Origin of the sequence: Anaerobutyricum hallii (assembly GCF_900209925.1) — a bacterium.
Lineage (GTDB): Bacteria > Bacillota > Clostridia > Lachnospirales > Lachnospiraceae > Anaerobutyricum > Anaerobutyricum soehngenii.
Genome location: NZ_LT907978.1, coordinates 1,709,896 through 1,727,847 on the forward strand (window position 1 = coordinate 1,709,896; position 17,952 = coordinate 1,727,847).

At 46.1% G+C, this 17,952-nt stretch carries 22 protein-coding genes and 1 pseudogene; 1 reads left to right on the top strand and 22 read right to left on the bottom strand.

The annotated features are described in order from the left end of the window. Positions 1-668: 668 nt before the first annotated feature. From EHLA_RS07765 to EHLA_RS07835, 14 genes and pseudogenes are all read right to left on the bottom strand, one after another. Positions 669-2,756 carry a VirB4-like conjugal transfer ATPase, CD1110 family gene (locus tag EHLA_RS07765; protein WP_242970765.1) on the bottom strand — a complete coding sequence of 696 codons (2,088 nt, stop codon included), beginning with the start codon at positions 2,754-2,756 and terminating at the stop codon, positions 669-671. After that, entirely contained in the window at positions 2,707-3,096 is a 390-nt protein-coding gene (locus EHLA_RS07770; RefSeq protein WP_055163308.1) for a PrgI family protein, read from the bottom strand. The genes EHLA_RS07765 and EHLA_RS07770 overlap by 50 nt, the downstream gene beginning before the upstream one ends. A 22-nt stretch (positions 3,097-3,118) precedes the next feature. Further along, positions 3,119-3,991 (bottom strand): VirB6/TrbL-like conjugal transfer protein, CD1112 family, encoded by an 873-nt coding sequence (locus EHLA_RS07775; protein WP_015514791.1) that lies wholly within the window; start codon positions 3,989-3,991, stop codon positions 3,119-3,121. 19 nt (positions 3,992-4,010) lie between these two features. After that, a pseudogene (locus EHLA_RS07780) lies at positions 4,011-4,094 on the bottom strand (Maff2 family mobile element protein); the annotation flags it as partial. Between the two features lie 89 nt (positions 4,095-4,183). Beyond that, complete coding sequence (locus tag EHLA_RS07785) at positions 4,184-5,854, bottom strand: recombinase family protein (RefSeq protein ID WP_005335872.1); 1,671 nt, start codon at positions 5,852-5,854, stop codon at positions 4,184-4,186. Continuing rightward, positions 5,855-6,052 carry a hypothetical protein gene (locus EHLA_RS07790; RefSeq protein ID WP_002595102.1) on the bottom strand — a complete coding sequence of 66 codons (198 nt, stop codon included), beginning with the start codon at positions 6,050-6,052 and terminating at the stop codon, positions 5,855-5,857. It lies immediately after the preceding gene. Positions 6,053-6,293: 241 nt separating this feature from the next. Further along, a complete protein-coding gene (locus tag EHLA_RS07800; protein WP_007047420.1) occupies positions 6,294-7,631 on the bottom strand; it encodes a virulence-associated E family protein in 1,338 nt (445 codons plus the stop codon). After that, the gene (locus EHLA_RS07805) at positions 7,600-8,244 is read right to left on the bottom strand and encodes a CHC2 zinc finger domain-containing protein (protein ID WP_002595104.1); all 645 of its coding nucleotides are present in this window, start codon (positions 8,242-8,244) and stop codon (positions 7,600-7,602) included. Before EHLA_RS07805 ends, EHLA_RS07800 begins: the two co-directional genes overlap by 32 nt. A gap of 66 nt (positions 8,245-8,310) precedes the next feature. Next, complete coding sequence (gene mobQ, locus EHLA_RS07810) at positions 8,311-9,885, bottom strand: MobQ family relaxase (RefSeq protein ID WP_002595105.1); 1,575 nt, start codon at positions 9,883-9,885, stop codon at positions 8,311-8,313. Positions 9,886-9,988: 103 nt separating this feature from the next. After that, positions 9,989-10,405, bottom strand: coding sequence for a hypothetical protein (locus EHLA_RS07815; protein WP_002595106.1), 417 nt, complete (start codon positions 10,403-10,405; stop codon positions 9,989-9,991). Between the two features lie 2 nt (positions 10,406-10,407). Continuing rightward, positions 10,408-10,605, bottom strand: a complete 198-nt coding sequence (locus EHLA_RS07820; protein WP_002595107.1) for a helix-turn-helix transcriptional regulator — start codon at positions 10,603-10,605, stop codon at positions 10,408-10,410. Between the two features lie 317 nt (positions 10,606-10,922). Then, on the bottom strand, positions 10,923-11,219 hold the full coding sequence (locus EHLA_RS07825) for a DUF3847 domain-containing protein (RefSeq protein ID WP_005335898.1): 297 nt from the start codon (positions 11,217-11,219) through the stop codon (positions 10,923-10,925). Further along, positions 11,212-11,553, bottom strand: coding sequence for a DeoR family transcriptional regulator (locus tag EHLA_RS07830; RefSeq protein ID WP_005335900.1), 342 nt, complete (start codon positions 11,551-11,553; stop codon positions 11,212-11,214). Before EHLA_RS07830 ends, EHLA_RS07825 begins: the two co-directional genes overlap by 8 nt. Then, a complete protein-coding gene (locus EHLA_RS07835) occupies positions 11,550-11,738 on the bottom strand; it encodes a hypothetical protein (RefSeq protein ID WP_002304353.1) in 189 nt (62 codons plus the stop codon). Before EHLA_RS07835 ends, EHLA_RS07830 begins: the two co-directional genes overlap by 4 nt. A gap of 482 nt (positions 11,739-12,220) precedes the next feature. Between EHLA_RS07835 and EHLA_RS07845 the strand changes: the two genes are divergently transcribed. Then, the gene (locus EHLA_RS07845; RefSeq protein ID WP_008372835.1) at positions 12,221-13,027 is read left to right on the top strand and encodes a helix-turn-helix domain-containing protein; all 807 of its coding nucleotides are present in this window, start codon (positions 12,221-12,223) and stop codon (positions 13,025-13,027) included. 61 nt (positions 13,028-13,088) lie between these two features. On the opposite strand, the gene EHLA_RS07850 is transcribed toward EHLA_RS07845, so the two are convergent. The 8 genes from EHLA_RS07850 to EHLA_RS16365 all read right to left on the bottom strand — a co-directional run bounded on the left by EHLA_RS07850 (position 13,089) and on the right by EHLA_RS16365 (position 17,927). Beyond that, the gene (locus tag EHLA_RS07850; RefSeq protein ID WP_005335911.1) at positions 13,089-14,051 is read right to left on the bottom strand and encodes a DUF3658 domain-containing protein; all 963 of its coding nucleotides are present in this window, start codon (positions 14,049-14,051) and stop codon (positions 13,089-13,091) included. A gap of 29 nt (positions 14,052-14,080) precedes the next feature. Beyond that, positions 14,081-14,458 carry a TnpV protein gene (locus tag EHLA_RS07855; protein WP_005335912.1) on the bottom strand — a complete coding sequence of 126 codons (378 nt, stop codon included), beginning with the start codon at positions 14,456-14,458 and terminating at the stop codon, positions 14,081-14,083. Continuing rightward, positions 14,418-14,690, bottom strand: coding sequence for a helix-turn-helix domain-containing protein (locus EHLA_RS07860; RefSeq protein ID WP_002593556.1), 273 nt, complete (start codon positions 14,688-14,690; stop codon positions 14,418-14,420). Before EHLA_RS07860 ends, EHLA_RS07855 begins: the two co-directional genes overlap by 41 nt. A gap of 155 nt (positions 14,691-14,845) precedes the next feature. Further along, complete coding sequence (locus EHLA_RS07865) at positions 14,846-15,004, bottom strand: Maff2 family mobile element protein (RefSeq protein ID WP_096240134.1); 159 nt, start codon at positions 15,002-15,004, stop codon at positions 14,846-14,848. A gap of 127 nt (positions 15,005-15,131) precedes the next feature. After that, a complete protein-coding gene (locus EHLA_RS07870; RefSeq protein ID WP_096240136.1) occupies positions 15,132-16,955 on the bottom strand; it encodes a VirD4-like conjugal transfer protein, CD1115 family in 1,824 nt (607 codons plus the stop codon). Further along, positions 16,952-17,515: a PcfB family protein gene (locus tag EHLA_RS07875; protein ID WP_055163285.1), complete on the bottom strand. Its 564-nt coding sequence runs from the start codon at positions 17,513-17,515 to the stop codon at positions 16,952-16,954. Before EHLA_RS07875 ends, EHLA_RS07870 begins: the two co-directional genes overlap by 4 nt. Further along, the gene (locus EHLA_RS07880; RefSeq protein ID WP_055297478.1) at positions 17,516-17,794 is read right to left on the bottom strand and encodes a hypothetical protein; all 279 of its coding nucleotides are present in this window, start codon (positions 17,792-17,794) and stop codon (positions 17,516-17,518) included. Beyond that, a complete protein-coding gene (locus EHLA_RS16365; protein ID WP_162290843.1) occupies positions 17,781-17,927 on the bottom strand; it encodes a hypothetical protein in 147 nt (48 codons plus the stop codon). Before EHLA_RS16365 ends, EHLA_RS07880 begins: the two co-directional genes overlap by 14 nt. Between the last annotated feature and the right edge of the window lie 25 nt (positions 17,928-17,952).

Here is a 17,952-nt window from a genome sequence, read left to right on the forward strand (position 1 = left end):
AACCTATGAATGTTAACTGCATTACTTTATTACACTTGTTTTGTCGACTGGCAGACTGACCAGTCGTCCCACTAGAGGCTGTTGCTCCACTCCCATTACAGAAGCTTCATCGCTCGTGCCTCCGCTCTCACAACGATAAAGGTAAGTTATACAGTGTGTTTTCCTTACCAACAGGTCATAGCATGTGCAACTGCTCGCTGTTCGTTGCTTTCGACGTTCCAATATGATGCAATATACTGTACTTAGGTGCTTCCTTTGAGCCTGCTGATTTCCATTGCCTGTAACAATGCTCCGACTTTCACTTCCACCCAGTTACTTTTCGGTAATCAGCGCCAAACCGTTGGCATACGCTTTTCAACGCATTCGAATTTTAGACTCTTTAAATCGTCAGTTCGTCCCCACTTCCGTGGATACTCACCATATACAGCTTCACTACATAATCACAGGCAACCCACACCTCTGTGAATCTTTCCTCAGCCTTACCTGTTAGGACCTGCTTTTTGCTCTTCACCCTAACTTTTGACAACCCGATAGTTCTTGCACAACTATCACGCTGTAGGGAGTTTGTGTGTGTCCCTTCCGGGCGTTACCCCTTCATTTGAACAACACCATATCAGTTGTATCAGTAGCTTTTCTTTTTATGGACGGCTACTGACCCCGCTGTCTATTCAACAAGCGGAACGTCTCGTCCGATGGAATTCATCGATATAGTACCTGGTAGATTTGATGCCGCGGTTAATCGTAACTCTGTTCCATACCTGATCCTGGACGATGAGCATTCCGATTTTCTTCAGCTGCTTTCCAAGTTCCTTAATATCAAAGCAGACAATACGGTTATTCAGTTCCACATTGGTTCTATGGTTGAATACTTTCAGTGATCCATTTACATAGATTTCCAGTGCTGTTGCAATTCTCTGGGCCTGGGGTTCTTTCTGCTTTCTGAGGCAATCATACAGGTCACCAAGGACCGGCATATTTTCCGGTTTTGGATCTGCAAAGTACTTCTGATACACCAGTGGAAGACAACGGTCGATCACTGATTTTTCCTCTGCTTCAATGCCATCCCTGCTTCCCATGATCAGCTCACATAAGGACAGGACAAAATCGGATTTTACACCAAGTGGATTGTCATCATCGGAATAATCCATATTGATATCCATTGGATTGATATAATCCTTACTGGTCGGTGAAATGTGTACTACCTGTCCGCCAAGTGCATGGACCAGTGGATAATACTCGCCCTCCGGATCTCCGATGATAATGTCATCCTTCGTAACAAAGAAAGCGTTGGTGATTTCTCTTTTTGCTGCAAAGGATTTACCGGATCCAGGCGTACCAAGGATCAAACCATTCGGGTTTTTCAGCTTTTTACGATCCACCATAATCATGTTGTTACTGAGTGCATTCAATCCGTAATATAAGGATTCTCCTGCCATAAAAAGTTCCTGTGTCGTAAACGGAACAAAGATTGCTGTACTGGTAGTCGTAAGAGCCCGCTTGATTGGGATATGATTTACTCCCAACGGAACACTGCTCATCAATCCTTCTTCCTGCTGATAATCCAGACGTTTCAGCACACAGTTATATTTCTGTGCAATACCGGCCGTCTGGAAGATGGCATTATCCAGTGCCTGTTTTGTCTTTGCAGTATTTAAAAAGAGCGCTGTTACAAGGAACATACGCTCATTTCGTGACTGCAGATCTTCCAAAAGACGTTTGGCTTCTCCTCCATAAGTATTCAAATCCGATGGGATGATATCCATGTCGTATCCGGCCCGGACTGCTTTTTTCTGTTCTTCGATTTTCATACGGTTGATATCCGTCACTTTGCTTTTTACCAGCTTGATTGCCTTCATCTGATCCACAGACTGGACATGCAGGTTGACGATCAGGTTCTTATCGATATCCAGAAATTCTGCCAGCATCTTATCCGTAAGCTCCGGTGCCAGGATCTGCAGATAAGAGACAGCCCCGATAGTATTTCCCATCTGGAACGTATTTCTGTCTCGGAATACAAAACTGGTCGGTGCCACATAATCCTTTGTATTGAGTCCTGTCCGGATCATGGAACCATAATCAAACTGGAAGTCTGTCATGATATCCGGATTGAAAGTCTCATACAGTATCTGCAGACGTTCCACGCCATTCAGCGGATATGCCGGAACTCCAAGGATCTTGAAGTTGTTCAGGATATCTGATTCAATACGTTCCAGCTTTGGCTTTGCTTCCCGGATATTATCCGCTTCGATGGAAAAGGTGATATATTTTGACTTCACCAGACCGTTGTTTCCTTTTGCCAGCTGCTGTTTCAACATCTTTGCGTATTCCATACGGACATCATCAAAAGCATCCTCCTGTGGTCGGATCCGGATGACCTGCTCAAACTCCTTCATGCTGCTCTTATGGTTGATAAAGCTCAGCTGAAAATGGATGCTGCTGTCAAAGTAATTGAGGAAGTCACACCAGTTTTCAAAGATTGCATTTTTATCTTCATTCTGAGCCAGCTGGTAGTTGATGTCATAAAAGCGGATACACTTAGAATAAGTTTTTCCCTGTACCCTGCAGATTCCATCTCTTCCCATTTCCTTATAAGCGATCGACTGCTGGACGGACAGTTTTTTCTGCCTGCGTTTTTCCTCCTGCTTTTCTTTTTTCTTTTTCTCTTTTCTGTCTACTTTTTTGTATCCGGTATCTGCGACAGTTTTCTTATTTTTCTTTTTTCGCAACCGTTTTTCCTCCTTTCGGTTTTCCTGTATCCGGAGACTGTCTGATCTGTTCCGGATCTGTCTCATAATAGTTTTCAGTTTCATATTTTCTAACGGGTGAACGAAGAAACTTCACCCTGATCATATGCATCAGAACATCTTCCAGATGCATCCCGTCTTTTTCGTACATGGCAAATAAAAATGCCGGTAACATCAAAAGCACCATGACTGTTGCTGCATTACTGTTTCCCATCACATTACGCAAGAGGAAATAGCTTGGAATTCCCATTGCAGCACCTATCCCGATACAGATCAACTGTCTTTTGGTCAGGTTAAATGCTACTTTATTCTTTACCTTCGTTAAATCTTTCGGTACGCTGACATATGCCATGATTTTCACTCCTTTCTGTAATTTAGTGCGCGTTAAATATCGACTTACTTAAGGATGCCGTCTTAAAGAGGCTATAGCATAAGATTACTGTGTAAGCCATAACGCCAAATAATGAAGAACTCAGATTATCTGAATACTGGATACCTGCAACAAGCACTGCATAGATTGCAACGCATACCATCATCAGAAATGCCTGGAAAGCCAGGGCAAAGAGTCCTCTGAAATAATTTGTGCCGATCTGTCCCCATTCTCTGTTGCTCATAGTTGCGAATGGAATCGGCGCAACTGAGGTATATAGGTAAATCTCTATCATACGTCCATACATAATCACTGTGATCAGTACAGACAGGATTCTCATACAGAAGCCGGCGATAAGGGTTTCCAGCGCCAATACAACAAGTTCTCCGATTTCCATACTTTCCAGTGTTGCGGAAAGATCCGTCAATGCCGAAGAAATATCAATGGCGGTACTTCCTGTGATAACACCGGCCGCAGAATTAACTACGTGCTGGCCCACATCGAATACCGCCATTGTGATCGTAAATGTGTTACTCACCAGATATACAGCGATCCACATTTTTACGAAGTACTTGAAAAACATCCAGGTATCAATATCATGCATGTTGTTACGCTCGGTCAGCATAGAAATCAATTCGTAGCAGAGTACGAGTGTAATAATAATACCTGCGATCGGCATGATCACGGAATCTGATAAGTTCCGGATCATACTGAATATGCTGCCGTTCCACCCTTGAGGGGTCTGTCCAACCTGGGTAGCGATCTCACCGGTCTTTTGATTGACATCAGTAAACATCGTGTCCAGGTTGGAAGTGATCATCCCGGTTAAGAGTTCCCTCATCCATTCCTCAATCGCATCAAAAATCTGACTGAACATGGATCTCTACTCCTTTCTCTTAACCAAATAATCCACTCAGAAGCGGGATCAGCTGTGTTCCGATTAGGATAACACCACCACCGCTCATCAGCTGTTTTATCCCCAATTAGGTGTAAAATTCTGCTCGATGGCGGGCGGCGGCGTACAAAAATCTATATGGTGTTTTTAAGAGAACCATCCAGGCGGGACAGGTCAGGCAGTGACCTGTTCCACCTCCGGGATGGGTTTGAGATTAAAATGAATTTCGATAGAAATGTGTCTTGTTTTATCTTCGTCAATGCGCTCATGCACGACGATTTCTTTGATTAAGCGGTTAAGGGTGGCTGCATCCAGCTCTGTGATGTTGGCGTATTCCTGAATGGCTTCCACCCATTGTTTTGCATCATTGGCAAGCTGGACTTCATCGGACAGCCGCTTTCTGCCCTCGGACACTTTTGTTTTAAGCTCCGTCTGCTCGGTCTGCGTCTTTTCCAGCATGGTGTTGAAGTTCTGCTCACTGATACGCCCTGCAATCATATCCTCATAAAGCCGCATTACCATTTTGTCCAGAACCTCAATCCGTTCCTCGTCCCTTGTAAGGGAGCGTTCCATTGCTTCCCGCTGTTCCCGCTGCTCGGCTTCACAGGTATTGGTCAGGCGGTCGGCAACCGCTTCTCCGTCCATCAGGGCAGCTCTGGCACATTCCCGGATTTTCCGCAGCACATGACTGTAAAGGGTGTCATAATCAATCCGGTGCTGGGTGCAGTGGTTCTTTCCAAAGGCATTGTAGGTCTTGCAGGAGTAAATCCGCTGGGGATGTTTTGCGTTTGTGTAGCGTATCGTCAGCGACTTCCCACACTCGCCGCATTTTATCAGTCCGGCAAACAGGCTGATTTCATTGGTCTGCCCCGGACGCTGGCGGGATTTCAGCTTGTTCTGCACAATATCAAAGCTCATGCGGTCAATCAGCGGTTCGTGCTGTCCCTCAACCACAACCCAGTCCTCCGGTTTCTTTTCCCCAATCGTGCCGATTTTGAAGCGGTAGTCTTTTTTCTGGGAAGCAATCGCCCCGGTGTAGACGGGATTCATCAAAAGGTCTTTGATAACGGAGAAGTCCCACATATACCGCCCGTTTTCCGGGTCTTTCTTTTCCCATTTGGTGCGGGTATTGCGAAGCCCCCGTTCCCGGTTCCACCATGTGGGGCAGGGGATTTTTTCTTCCTCCAGCCGTCTGCGGATATAGTTCGGACCATGACCGTTTAGGGCATATCCGAAAATCAGCCGCACAATCGGGGCGGTTTCCTCGTCAATGAGCAGATGGTTTTTGTCCTCCGGGTCTTTCCGATACCCAAACGGGGCAAGACACCCGGTAAACTGTCCTTTCTGCGCTTTCAGAAGATAAGAGGAATGGACTTTCTTGGAAATATCCTTGCTGTACATCTCGTTCAGGATATTCTTGAACGGGGCAATGTCGTTGTTATCCCGTAAGGTGTCGATACCGTCATTCATGGCGATATAGCGCACCCCGTTTCTTGGGAAAAAGTCCTCAATCAAATGCCCGGTTTGCAGATAGTTACGCCCCAGTCGGCTGAGGTCTTTCGTGATAACAAGGTTGATTTGCCTGCGCTCAATGGATCTCAACATTCTCTGTAAATCAGGACGCTCCATATTAAGACCTGTGAAGCCATCGTCCTGATAGACTGCCACAACCTCCCATCCCTGCTTTTCGCAGTATTTTTCCAGCATATCACGCTGGTTTGCGATACTGGCACTTTCGCCTTGCAGGTCATCGTCCTTTGACAGTCTGCAATAGACCGCTGCACGATAGCCCCCGGCAAGTGCCGAACCGATTGTTCTGTATTCCATTTCGTTCATCATAGCCATTTACCCACACAATCCAGACGGTATCCGGCTCTTTTGAACCTCATCTTCATTATACTTCAATTCTTTCTTTTTAGCAAGATATTCTTTTGTATTTGTCTTGCCGTATTTCTGGGAAATCAGGCTGACGAACACATCGGTGGCGTCCAGCTCCCCGTCAAATACAGTGGTCACATGAATCTCTGTTTTGTTTTTTGCCATAGGCAGTTATCCTCCATACATGAAAATAGCCAGACAGAGGGTGTCGGCAACGAAGTCCGGCAACGGGCTTCAAAAGACCTTGCAAACAATCTCAATCTGGCGGTGGTTACTATTTATACTTTTCTTTTATTTTTCTGTTGTTTTGGTTGTCATAGGGGAGAAAAGCCCGCAGTTATGGGTTTTTCCCCGGCAACCGGCTCGGCAACGGGATAGCAACGAAGTCGGCAACGGGCTGTCATTTTCAGAATGGAAGCTCCATCTGCTCCGTGACCTCCACAAAACCGTCCATAGATTTTTCGGGCGGGTTGTCGGTGTCCGTTGCCGGGATTTCACGCTCCCAGCCCTTTTGTCTGCCATATTCCGCAAACATTCTTGGATTGGAAAAGTAGTTCCACCCGGTAATGCACTGGTTCATTATCTCGTTGATTTCCCGGATTTCCCATTGCTTCGGCTCGTCAAAGGTGTGATTTAAGGCTTCCTTGTAGAGCTGCTTGGAACAGACCGTTTCCCCGGTGTACTTATCAAGGTAAGCCTGTATCATCCCGGCTTTGGTGTCCTCCGGCATAAAATCCCGCTGGTGTTCTTTGAGATACCGCTGCATGGCTGGGCTGAATGACAGCTTGTACCTGCCGCTTCGGTAAATCTCCATTGCTTCCGCCCACATCTGGCTGATATAGGCTCTGGAAGCGGCTTCGTCCTCCAAAATGTGAACCTCGGCTTGCTCCGGGTACACCATGACCGGGATAAATCGGCGGTTGCCGGAACGGTCAAGGGGGAGAAAGTCAAGGGCGTTGGAAGTACCGCCGAACACGCACTGACGGGGACGGTCTGCCGGGTGGGTTTCATAGGGTATCTTATAAACCTCTTTCTGTCGGCTTAGAAAAGACTTGATTTCCTCAATGCTCTTGGCATTGGCGGTTGCCATCATTTCCGACATTTCAATTATCCAGTGACCTTGCAGCTTGCGGTACACGTTATCATCGTCCAGCTTCCGCAAATCATCGGAAAACCACTCGTCCCGGACTGCCAGCAGACGGAAGAAGGTGGACTTGCCAGCCCCCTGACCGCCTACCAGACACAGCATGATTTCAAACTTGCTTCCGGGCTTAAATGCCCTTGTAATCGCCCCCAAAAGAAACAGCTTTAGGGCTTCATAGGTGTAATCGTCCACATCCGCCCCCAGAAAGTGCCGCAGACAGAAGCGGATGCGCTCCGTCCCGTCCCATGCAAGGCTGTTCAGAAAATCCCGGATGGGGTGGTACTTATTCTCATTCGCCACAATCCCGATGGCGGTTTCAATCTTTTTCTCACTGGTCAGCCCGTAGGTTTCCTCCAGATAGAGAAGCAGATACTTCATGTCTGTATCGGTCAGGGCTGTGCTTTCTCTGTGAAAACCGATGGGCTTTATGATGTCCTTTCGGTCGGTCAGGATGTTATAGGCGATTGCCCCGGCAAGCACCGGGTCACGCTGGAATACGGTCAGGCAGTTCCGTATGCTCTGGCGGACACCGCCTTTCTCGGTGGTTTCCAGAGTTGCCTTTACTTCCTCAACGCTCTGGGGCGGCTGCATGGCGTTCATGGTGTTTTTTAGTTCTTGCTGCGTCTGCGGCGGCAAGCTCTGCCATTCGCTGTTCAAGCTGTATCACATCCTTTCCATGTTCCGTAATCAGTGAAGCGATTTCCTCCGTATCCCCAAACAGCAGCACATCCAGCAGATATTCCACATGGGCTTGCTTCTGCAAGGCTTCCACGAACCGGGGATGAAACGCTTCCTCCGGGGAGTGCGGGGCATAGTCGGTTTTCCATACCCGTAAGAGGTGTAGATAATCGGCAAGGACACGGAAGCAATGTGCCTTTGCTTCCCGGAACTGTTCTTCCGGGGATTTCTGCCGGGGCTTGGGCTTCCTTGCCCTGCCCGGTGGCTTCCAGTCCTCATAGGCAAGCCCGAAGTCACTCGCCAACTGTGCGGCGGCTTCCTTTTTCCCCAGCCCGTACAGGGCAGCTACAAAATCAATCACATCCCCATCTGCACCACATCCGAAGCAGTGGAAACGCTTGTCCAGCTTCATGCTGGGGGTCTTATCGTTGTGGAACGGGCAGCAAGCCATCCCGTTTCTGTTTACCCGGATTCCGTAATGCTCCGCAGCCTGTCTTGTCGTAACGGACTGCTTCACAGCTTCAAATACATTCAAATCAATTCCTCCTTGTAAAAAAGAAAAGGCACTTATCATTCTCAATCTGAAAATGGCAAGTGCCTGTTAAAGTTCCATATCCTGTTGTTTGTGTTTCGTCTGCGCCGGGGCGTTTTTCTGTGCTCTCTTCTCGTCAGCCTTATCCTGCAAGACTTCTTTGAGGGGCTGCTTCTTGGGCGGCTCTTTGCTTTCCTCTGTGCCGGGTGTGGCTTTCCGTACCCAGTAGCGGATGTCCCACAGCTTCTTCAAATCTTCCTGCACCTCGGTCAACGGTACTTTCAAGTCTGCGATTTCGTCCACAAGCTTCGCCTGTTCCTGCAAAAGCTCCTTTTTCGTGCTGTCCTTATCGTCCGGGTGCTTGGCAAGGTAGGCACTGGCTTTCTCAAACCGGGCAACCTCCGGGTGTTCCAGCTTGAATTTTTCCTTAGTTTTCTTGAAAAATATCTTCTGGTATTTCTCATAAACGGGCTTACATTCCTTACAGTCCGTCCGGGCGGCAAGGATAGCGTCAATCACGTTGCTGCGGGTTTCCTTTGGCTTCATCTGCTTTCGGTAGTCGGCGGCAGATTTCCCGGACGTTTCTATAAAGTTTTCCAAATCCTCCACGGTGGAAAGTCCCTTTCTCTGGAGATAGGACAGGGCTTCGCTGACTGCCTTTAAGTCTTTGGAAGTCCCCCGGCTTTGTCCCGCCCGTGTCCAGCTGCTCCGTTCTGCCTTTCGTATCTCCATATACTTCATCAGCAGATTGGGAAGAAAGACCGCTTCCTCCGCAGCTTTTTGGGCAAGCAGTTCATTCCGCTTTTCGCTAAGCTCCGCAATCCAGCCTTTGAGATTTTTAATAAGCTGCCGGATGGACTTCATCAAACTATTGGCGGCTTTGATTTCTCGGTTCAGGTTGCCGATGTTCGTCTGAATCCCACGCTTTTCCATCTGCCGGACAGCAGCCCCTTCATGGACGGTAGGGATAATATCAAGCCCCTGTCTTTCGTAAGAACGGAGATCTACTCGTTCCGGGCGGTTGTTGGCTTCCAGATAGCGGTTTTGGATGACCTCCCATTCATGCCGCCAGATTTCGCCATATTTGCGGTCGTTCCAGTCAACCGTATCTTCCTTGTGGCTTTTCCACCTGCCGGACGGGAGCTTGATTCGTTCCCCGTTCTTATCAAGTTCATAGACCTTGCGGCTCTTGGGAAGCCATTTCCCACGCTCATCCATTGCCCGCATGGTCAGCATGACATGGGCGTGTGGGTTTCCGTCCCCTTTGTCATGGATGGCAAAATCCACGCACATTCCTTTGGAAACAAACTGCTGGCGGCAGAAATCCCGTACAAGGGCGGCGTACTGGTCGGGCGGTATCTCTCTGGGAATGGAAAGCACCCACCGCCTTGCAAGCTGGGAGTTCCATTGCTTCTCAACAGCTTCGGCAGCGTTCCAGAGGGTGTTGCGGTCTGTGTACTCCAGGGGAGCGTTTGCCGGGAGCAGGATTTCATTGTGGACGATACCACGCTTTTCCGGGTAGTGTTTTACTTCCTGGTCATATTCACAGAACAGCTTTTCGCCGCTCTGGTAAGCAGCGGCGGCAACCGCAGACTGGCGGTGGCTGCGCTGCACAATAGAGATTTCGTTGTGTGGACAGGGCATTTTGTGTTCCTCCTTTCCGTTTTTGGACATAGAAAAAGCAGGATACCTTTTCAGATTTCCTGCTTGTTGTGCCGCTGGGGGCGGCGGGTATTTAGTAATACATTTACATAGTTTTGTGCAAGTACCAAAGTCGCACAATAAATACAATTTGTCCAATAGCATAAGCCCCAATAATAGTGAAACATGGGACTACTGTCATATATCCGGTGAAAATCAAAGCAAAAATAGAAACAGCAATCGTAACATTCATTACCTTGAAGCCACTTGCCATAGCAGCATTACTAAGCGAAATATTTCTCTCGTCATTTTCCTCTATTTCCATTTCTTTGGTTTTCTTAACGAACAAGTCGCACACACCAGATACAATCAGCAAAATTCCAATGAGAGATGTACCTACTACTATTAAGTCGGGACGTGGCACAGGTATTATTTCATGTACTCCCAAACCGTATGTTAGCAATCCTCCCAGTAGAATAATCATTCCTGTAACTGTCATTAAAATCAACAACCTTTTTTTCATAATCAATCCTCCTCGTAAATAAAAATTTCTTCAATACTCATGTTGAAATATCTGGCAATCTTAAATGCCAACTGAATAGATGGGTTATAGCGTCCGTTTTCCAAAGAGCCGATGGTCTGTCGTGATACTTCCAATGCATTTGCTAAATCTTCTTGCTTTATGCCTCGTTGCTTTCGTAATTCTTCCAGGCGATTTTTCATGTCATCCTCCTCTCTTATGGAAAGTTAACTTTCCATGCTTCCATTATATCACATAGTTCTTTTATGTCAAGTTAGCTTTCCATTTGCATTATATTTTATGAAACTTATCGGCTGGGAACAGCTTGCAACGCAAGGTGTCCCCAGATGGCAAGTCCACAAAAGGGTAGCTGGCGGCAGCCAGCGCAGGGGAAGTGTAGCGTCCCCTGTTTGATTTGGAGCAGACCGTGGCTGCGGAAAATCACAGCCCTCCTGCAAGGAGCCTTCGGAGAACGCAATGCACCAACCTCTGGGTGGTGTATAATTGCGCCCTTAGTAAACTAAGGGGTTTCCGGCTTCTCCCGTTCCAGCAGTTTTTTCAATATATCTTGCGTGTCCTGCCTGTGAAAAATGAGTTTCAGCAACAGCATGACATCATCGTCCGTCAGGCGTTCCGGCTCTTGCAGAAAACTTTCCAGCATACCGCCACGAGTACAGAGCCGGTGCGTCCGTTCCTTTCGGGTAAGCTGCTTCAACTGGTGCTGCAATGCCTTTTCATCATTGATGGCTTTCCGCAGTTTCTTTTCGCTTTTCTCCAACTCCCGGTTGAGCTTTCCCAGCTTTGAGGTATCAGGCAAGGGTAGCGCCCTCCTTTCCCGGTATCAGCACATAAATCCTGTTCGGTTCTCCCACGCCCTGACGCACCCGCATGATAAGTCCGGCGGTTTCCAGTTCATTCAAAGAACGCTTGACCGTCATGAGGCTGCGGGACAGGACTGCGGCAATGGCTGTGATAGGGAAGCAGACAAAAAGAATCCCGTTCTCGTCCGCCTGCCCTCTGAAAAGCATAGCGTCCAACATCCGGCAGTACATGACCTTTGCGGTGCTGCTGACTGGAAATCCTGTCAACGCTCTGGGAAATGGCATACAGGGCGGCAATGGTGTGTCTATCGTCATAAATTCAAAATTCATTCGGTGTGTTCCTCCTTTTTCTTTGCTCGTTTGGATAAATAACGGGGGCAGTCAATCACAACCGCCCGGAAGCTCTGCTTGCACCCATGCTGGCATTTCCGGCATAATTCGTTGTAAGTGACACGCCCCCGGTCATTGAGGTAAAAGGAAAGCTCATGCTTCCGCTTTTTGCTCATTCTCGGCATGTTACGTTTCCTCCCGTTTTCGTGTATGGTTTCGGGGCGATTTTCGGCAAAATTACAGCCATAGAGCCGCTTAAAATCTCCCGAAGTCTCAGCGATAGGGTAGACTATCTCCCTATCAAATTGTCGTGTTTCGGTATCATTTCGGTGTCAGTTCGCCAGTTCTCCCCGGTGTCGTTCCTCCCCTGAATCTCACAGCGGCGTATCGCTCCCTTTGGTACGCTCGTTTCGGTCAGGGTTCCTCCATATCCCTGCCAAAAGTCATGGCGCTACATCGCCGGGGAAGCATATCCCACACAGGCTGGTCATTCGATTGGAATAATCCATCGATGAACTACCTGTATCATAGAACATTTTTGTGCCCTGTGCCGTATATCCACAAAGTAGGAATCAGGGGGAAAATCAGAAATTTCCACGATTGCGGAAAGTGTGATATAATCCAGTTAAACGGCAGAAATAAAACCACCGGAAAGGAGCGTGCGCCCATGAAAGTTGCAACAAGCATACAGGAACGCCTTTGGGAACTCCGCAAAGACAAAGGCTTAAATCTGGAAGAACTATCAAAGCTGACGGGCATTTCTAAATCAGCCCTTGGCAGTTATGAAAAAGAGGATTATAAGGAAATCAATCATGGCAACCTTATCACGCTGGCAGACTTCTATGGGGTTTCCGTCGATTATCTGCTGTGCCGGACAGAGAACAGGGAGCAGATCAACACGCCACTGACGGAGCTGCATTTGAACGATGAGATGGTGGCACTGCTGAAAAGCGGTCGGATTAACAACCGTCTGCTCTGCGAACTTGCCACCCATAAGGACTTTATCAAGTTTCTTGCGGACATTGAGATTTATGTGGACGGGATTGCCACCATGCAAATCCAAAATCTCAACTCCCTTGTTGATACCGTCCGGCATGAAATTATTGAACGGTATCGCCCCGGCGAAGATGACCCGCATTTGAAGGTGCTGCAAGCCGCACATATCAGTGATGATGAGTATTTCAGTCACATGGTTCTGGATGACCTCAACCTGATTATCCGGGATATTCGGGAATTCCACAAAAAGGACAGCGAGAGTGCGCCCCAAACTACCGTTGCCGATGAACTGAAAGAAAATCTGGAAGCGGTCGAAAATTTCAAGGGCAGTCGAGATGAAAAACTGGTTATCCTTTACTGCAAGCAGCTTGGTATCAACTATAAAAACCTGTCAGAAGAAGAATTTCGCTGGTTCATTCGTATTCTCAAAAAATCAAAGAAAATGGGAACGCCTATCAGCCAGAGGAAAAAACGGTAAAGGAAAACCGCTGTTGCATGGTTTGTTGGATTCCATGTAGCAGCGGTTTGTGCTGTGGTTATTATTTCATTCGTTTTCTTAATATTCGGCGATAATTTGTTTCTCCCTTTGGTGCGTCCTGTATAATTTCCAACACACCATCTTCAAGCATTTTATCAATGCGATTGGAAATCCATACATCACTAATTCCAAGTTGATATTTTCCTAAAACATTACCTATGACAATAGCCATTTTGAATTGCTCTGGCTGTTCCGCAATTTCACGAAGAATGAAACTATCATATATATCTTCTGAAACGCTTTGCAATTTACCATTTAACATTGCACGCAAAGGTGCATTTTCATTTTGAAGTTGATTCCATTTCATAGTACAAGCTGAAAGAAATACAGGATTAGCTTTCTCTTGTAGAGTTATATAGTTTCCCCATTCGCCAGGAGAGACCTCGCCCCATGCTATTTTGGATGTCATAGTATTTTCTTTTCCATATTCCCATGTAGGTAACTTAACCAAATAAATTGTTGTCTGGCAGTTTAATGGTTGAAGTTGTTTCATAAGCCAATACATACCACAAAGCTCATCTGGATTATAGCTATACCAAATGCGAATTTCTTCCCCAGCTACATATCGTTCAATCACTGAGGTCAATGTAGTTTTAATTTTCTGTATTTTTTCTTCAACCTGATAATCTAAATCCTCTACAAAGCAGACAGACAGCATTTTCTTGAAAATATTTTTCCGCTGTTCGCCAATTCCATTATCAGAAATATCTCCCACACTAAGAGCCATATCAAAACAATAAACATCACTGCTCTTGCCTCCCAATGGAATAGCATTCTCCCAAGCAATGCGTTCTTGTTCCTGTGCTTGAAGCTGTGCCTTTTTCATTTCATCTGAAGATGGAACACTCCCGTCTTCGTGCCTCATAAATATTGAAACAGCACTTCCTCTATACTTTCCCTTGCCGTAAGTTTGGGCAATTTTCAAACTTCCACAGGCACTTTCACCAAATACAATTTCAATCATCTTATATACCTCCGATTTAATTGCTCCCGTTATGAATAAATCATCTCATACAAAACAATTTCTTCTGCCCTGTTGTGAATGTTATTGCAACGCTGCACCCATTCCATTTGTCGGGTACACTTCAATTCCTCTGTCACGCCCTCGGTAGCTTTCATCTGCTCCATGATAGTGTCTAACCGTTTTTGTGCCTGTTCATTCAGGTCTGCAAGATATGTCAACAATTCTCCGGTCAGTATCAATGTATTCAATCTGGCTGGGTGGACTTCTCTTAAATATTCCCGGTGCATTCGTCCGTACTTTCCGATAGGGCGGTGTTCCTCCGGCAGTTTCAAGCCTGGAATGTAGTAATCTCCGACAAGGATATAATCAATTCCGTTTTCCGTTATTCTTGGTTTCAATTCGCTCATGTTCCTTACCTCCTGTGGAAGCAGGCTCGTCTGGTACTAACTCAATCACATCAGTAATCTCACAATTCAGAGTTTCACAGATACGGGCTAATGTATCCATGCTGATGTGCTTTCCCTCTTTGCTCATGTTGGCAATCATATTTGTTGTCATACCAGCAGCAAGCCTTAAATCCTCTTTTCTCATATCACGCTCTAACAGTGTGTGCCAGAGTGGTTTATAGCTGATGTGCATATTGTTTTCCTGCCTTTCTATCCATACCACCGGGGCGGTTGCCCCGGCAGGAACTTTTCTCTTATTATAACACCAATCTTGTGAAATCACAATTTATTCTTGTAGCCTGCCGCTGATACCGTCTGGATTGTGCATTCCCTTTCTTTTTGTTCCCTTTAATTAGCCATGAACTGTTTAATTCCCTGGGATTTTGCACCCGGGTTGTCGTTTCCATAACCTTCCATCAGGTTGATTACACCCCAGACACCAAGACCGGCACCGATTGCAACGACCAGTGTCTGAAGGATATTGATTGCACTGCTAAAAAAAGCCATAATCAAATGTATGAACAAACGCTTTTCTTATGGTCTGTAAGCGTTTGGCTCTACTCCTTTCCCTTTTATTCAGACCTTTTTGTACCCTTATCAGTAGTAGCAGGGTGCTCGAATTCTTTCTTTCATATCAGTCCTCACCTTCCTCAGCTTCAATCGCTGATACATCTTCTTGTGTTACAGTTACTTCATACATTTCAAATTCTGTATCTTTCGACATCACCAGTCGGTGTGCCAGATATTTTTCGACATCAAACGCATTATTCTTATTGAAATCGGCAAGCTCTTTGTACCGTTTGTGCTTTGTGATGTCATATTTGTTGCTTAAAAACGGCCGGACTCCACGAAGCTGTAAGATACATTTTTCTCCATCCATGACCGCCAGCTCATCTCTACTCATCAGTTCTTTTCCAGTCTTTTGATAGTTCAGTCCATAGGACCGATTGCTGCCTCTGGTGTCTGATGTGTTATAAAGATCAATGGTTTCCTTTCCCAGGGTTTCTGATATTTCTTTCAGTGTGGAGCTTTCCTTTCCGCCTAGGAAAAGAACGGTGTCACAGTTACCTGTGATCGTCTCAGCAGCATCCTTATAGATAGTTTTCAGCTGAGATTGTGACTGCAAGATGATAGAAGCGGAGATTTCCCTGCTTCGGATCGTAGCAATCAACTTGTCGAATTTTGGAATCTGTCCGATATTGCTGAACTCATCAAGAAGCAGCCGTACATGATAAGGGAGCCTGCCTCCATGCTCATCATCCGCTTTATCACAAAGCAAGTTAAAGAGCTGGGTGTACATGATCGCTACCACAAAGTTGAATGTATCATCGGTATCGCTGATGATGACAAACATGGCTGTTCTCTGATCACCGATCATATCCAGTTCCATTTCGTCATACGACATGATTTCTCTTAGTTCCTGAATGTCAAATGGTGCAAGTCTGGCACCACAGGAAATCAAAATCGATTTTGCAGTTTTGCCGGCCGCAAGCTTGTACTTGCGATATTGCCTTACTGCAAAGTGTTCCGGATTTTCTGCTTCCAGTTCTTCAAACAATTCATCCACTGCATTTTTAAATTCTTCATCATCCTCCCTGGTCTCACTGGCATTGATAAATTCCAACAAAGTAGAAAAGTTCTGTTCTTCCTCTGGTGCCTCATACCAGATGTATCCGATCAGTGCAGAATACAATAGACGTTCGGCCTTGACCCAGAAATCTTCCGTTGATTTTTCGCCCTCACCCTTGGTATTTGCGATAATGGTATTGACCAGCTTCAAGATATCTTTTTCACTCCGGATATAATGGAACGGATTGTAATGCATGGACTTTTTAAAGTTGATCGTATTTAATACCTTGATCCGGTATCCTCCATTTACCAGCATCTTCCCGCATTCAACGATGATCGTTCCTTTCGGATCGGTGACCACATAGGATACGTGGTCCGTCATCTGCATAAGATTGGGCTTCACATAGAATCTTGTCTTTCCGGATCCGGAACCACCGATAACAATCACATTCTTATTTCTGGCATACTTCGGAGCTTTTGGTCGGCTGTTCATGGTCAGACGTTCTGTTTCTGTGAGGATGACATTGTTTTCAAAAACCGGATCCATGAAGGGTTCGATGTCTTTTCTGTTTCCCCATCTTGCAGATCCATACTCCACACCCTGCCGGAACTTCTTTGCGTTTTTAGAACGATAGTAGACAACCAGTTTTAATGCACCTGCAGCCAGAACACCTACTGTAAGGTCCTGCAAAGCGATACTTGGCAGCCAGCTTAAAAATGCCAGTCGAAAATTGACTAACATCACGCCAAGTCTCTGGACCATGCTTTCTCCCAGGCAATGCCGGTACAGCCAGGATCCTTTATCTGCTACATAGAAGATAAAGAAATATGGGAGATTTAAGATCACCAGCCGTTTGATCTGGATCTTCTGTAATTTCTCCCGCATCATCGTTCCTGACCTCTGGATTTTTGTCTCTGCTTCACACGCTGGCGGTGCTTTGCTTTTCTTTCTACAGATTTCTGCAGTTTCTTTCTGACCGATGGTTTCTTCACCTGTTTCTTTTTCAGTTCTACTCCGGCATATTCCCGGAAAGCCGCTGTCATCACATCCACATCTTTAGCCTTAAAGAAGACCAGATATTTCGGTGGATCCGCACCGACTTCTTTTTTCAGGCTGTAATCAATCCCGTATTTTCTTGCCACACGGTCAAAGGATTTGATATTTTCATCTGTGATCTTTATGTTGGAAAGCTGTACTCCCTGTGCATTCAGCTGCTTGATGGTCTGCTTTCCATGTGGCTTTTTCTTTTCAATCTTTTTTCGGGCTTTTTCCCTTCCTTTCTCCTGGGCCCGTCCGGTCTTTTCAGCCATTTTCACCTGCGTTGCTTTCTGTTTCCTCCGGTTGTCCATTTCCAGGAACTTCCGAAGGGCTGCTTTTAGCACACTGGCAGTGATCTTGACTCCCTGGATGCTCAGGCTGATCACTTTCTGATTTACTTCTTCCTGCAATTACCCACGTCCTTTCTTTCCTTTCATTTCAGAATGAAGACGGGCAATACAATATCCGATGCATGGAACATGTTTTCCATACGGACAGCCACCACATGGTGTTGTTTTTACCGCTTTTTTCTTTTCAGGAAGCAGATAATGGCACTGCTTCAAGTTACAGCCTTTCTTTTTGCCTCCCCACCAGTAACAGTACTTACAGGACCATGGCTTTTCTTCGCTGTACTTTCTTCCTTCTATAGCTGCATTTGGTTCTATGATCAGATCTTTATTTGTCTTCATTCTGTTCTTCCTCTTTTCTCATGATTTCTGTCAGTTTTTTCTCTGCCTGACTTCCGGCAGCAATGAGACAATACAAAACTGTAAATATTGCCGCTGCTCCCAGAAGAGCAACAAAAATAATGATATTTCTCATGGTTTCTCCCATCTAAAAAAGCGTC

What these genes read in the sequence shown, in the direction of transcription:
- EHLA_RS07770 (WP_055163308.1), bottom strand. Translation starts at nt 3,096, where the DNA reads ATGGCATATGTCAGCGTACCGAAAGATTTAACGAAGGTAAAGAATAAA.
- EHLA_RS07775 (WP_015514791.1), bottom strand. Translation starts at nt 3,991, where the DNA reads ATGTTCAGTCAGATTTTTGATGCGATTGAGGAATGGATGAGGGAACTC.
- EHLA_RS07785 (WP_005335872.1), bottom strand. Translation starts at nt 5,854, where the DNA reads ATGGCTATGATGAACGAAATGGAATACAGAACAATCGGTTCGGCACTT.
- EHLA_RS07790 (WP_002595102.1), bottom strand. Translation starts at nt 6,052, where the DNA reads ATGGCAAAAAACAAAACAGAGATTCATGTGACCACTGTATTTGACGGG.
- EHLA_RS07800 (WP_007047420.1), bottom strand. Translation starts at nt 7,631, where the DNA reads ATGAACGCCATGCAGCCGCCCCAGAGCGTTGAGGAAGTAAAGGCAACT.
- mobQ (WP_002595105.1), bottom strand. Translation starts at nt 9,885, where the DNA reads ATGCCCTGTCCACACAACGAAATCTCTATTGTGCAGCGCAGCCACCGC.
- EHLA_RS07815 (WP_002595106.1), bottom strand. Translation starts at nt 10,405, where the DNA reads ATGAAAAAAAGGTTGTTGATTTTAATGACAGTTACAGGAATGATTATT.
- EHLA_RS07820 (WP_002595107.1), bottom strand. Translation starts at nt 10,605, where the DNA reads ATGAAAAATCGCCTGGAAGAATTACGAAAGCAACGAGGCATAAAGCAA.
- EHLA_RS07830 (WP_005335900.1), bottom strand. Translation starts at nt 11,553, where the DNA reads ATGAATTTTGAATTTATGACGATAGACACACCATTGCCGCCCTGTATG.
- EHLA_RS07835 (WP_002304353.1), bottom strand. Translation starts at nt 11,738, where the DNA reads ATGCCGAGAATGAGCAAAAAGCGGAAGCATGAGCTTTCCTTTTACCTC.
- EHLA_RS07845 (WP_008372835.1), top strand. Translation starts at nt 12,221, where the DNA reads ATGAAAGTTGCAACAAGCATACAGGAACGCCTTTGGGAACTCCGCAAA.
- EHLA_RS07850 (WP_005335911.1), bottom strand. Translation starts at nt 14,051, where the DNA reads ATGATTGAAATTGTATTTGGTGAAAGTGCCTGTGGAAGTTTGAAAATT.
- EHLA_RS07855 (WP_005335912.1), bottom strand. Translation starts at nt 14,458, where the DNA reads ATGAGCGAATTGAAACCAAGAATAACGGAAAACGGAATTGATTATATC.
- EHLA_RS07860 (WP_002593556.1), bottom strand. Translation starts at nt 14,690, where the DNA reads ATGCACATCAGCTATAAACCACTCTGGCACACACTGTTAGAGCGTGAT.
- EHLA_RS07865 (WP_096240134.1), bottom strand. Translation starts at nt 15,004, where the DNA reads ATGGCTTTTTTTAGCAGTGCAATCAATATCCTTCAGACACTGGTCGTT.
- EHLA_RS07870 (WP_096240136.1), bottom strand. Translation starts at nt 16,955, where the DNA reads ATGATGCGGGAGAAATTACAGAAGATCCAGATCAAACGGCTGGTGATC.
- EHLA_RS07880 (WP_055297478.1), bottom strand. Translation starts at nt 17,794, where the DNA reads ATGAAGACAAATAAAGATCTGATCATAGAACCAAATGCAGCTATAGAA.
- EHLA_RS16365 (WP_162290843.1), bottom strand. Translation starts at nt 17,927, where the DNA reads ATGAGAAATATCATTATTTTTGTTGCTCTTCTGGGAGCAGCGGCAATA.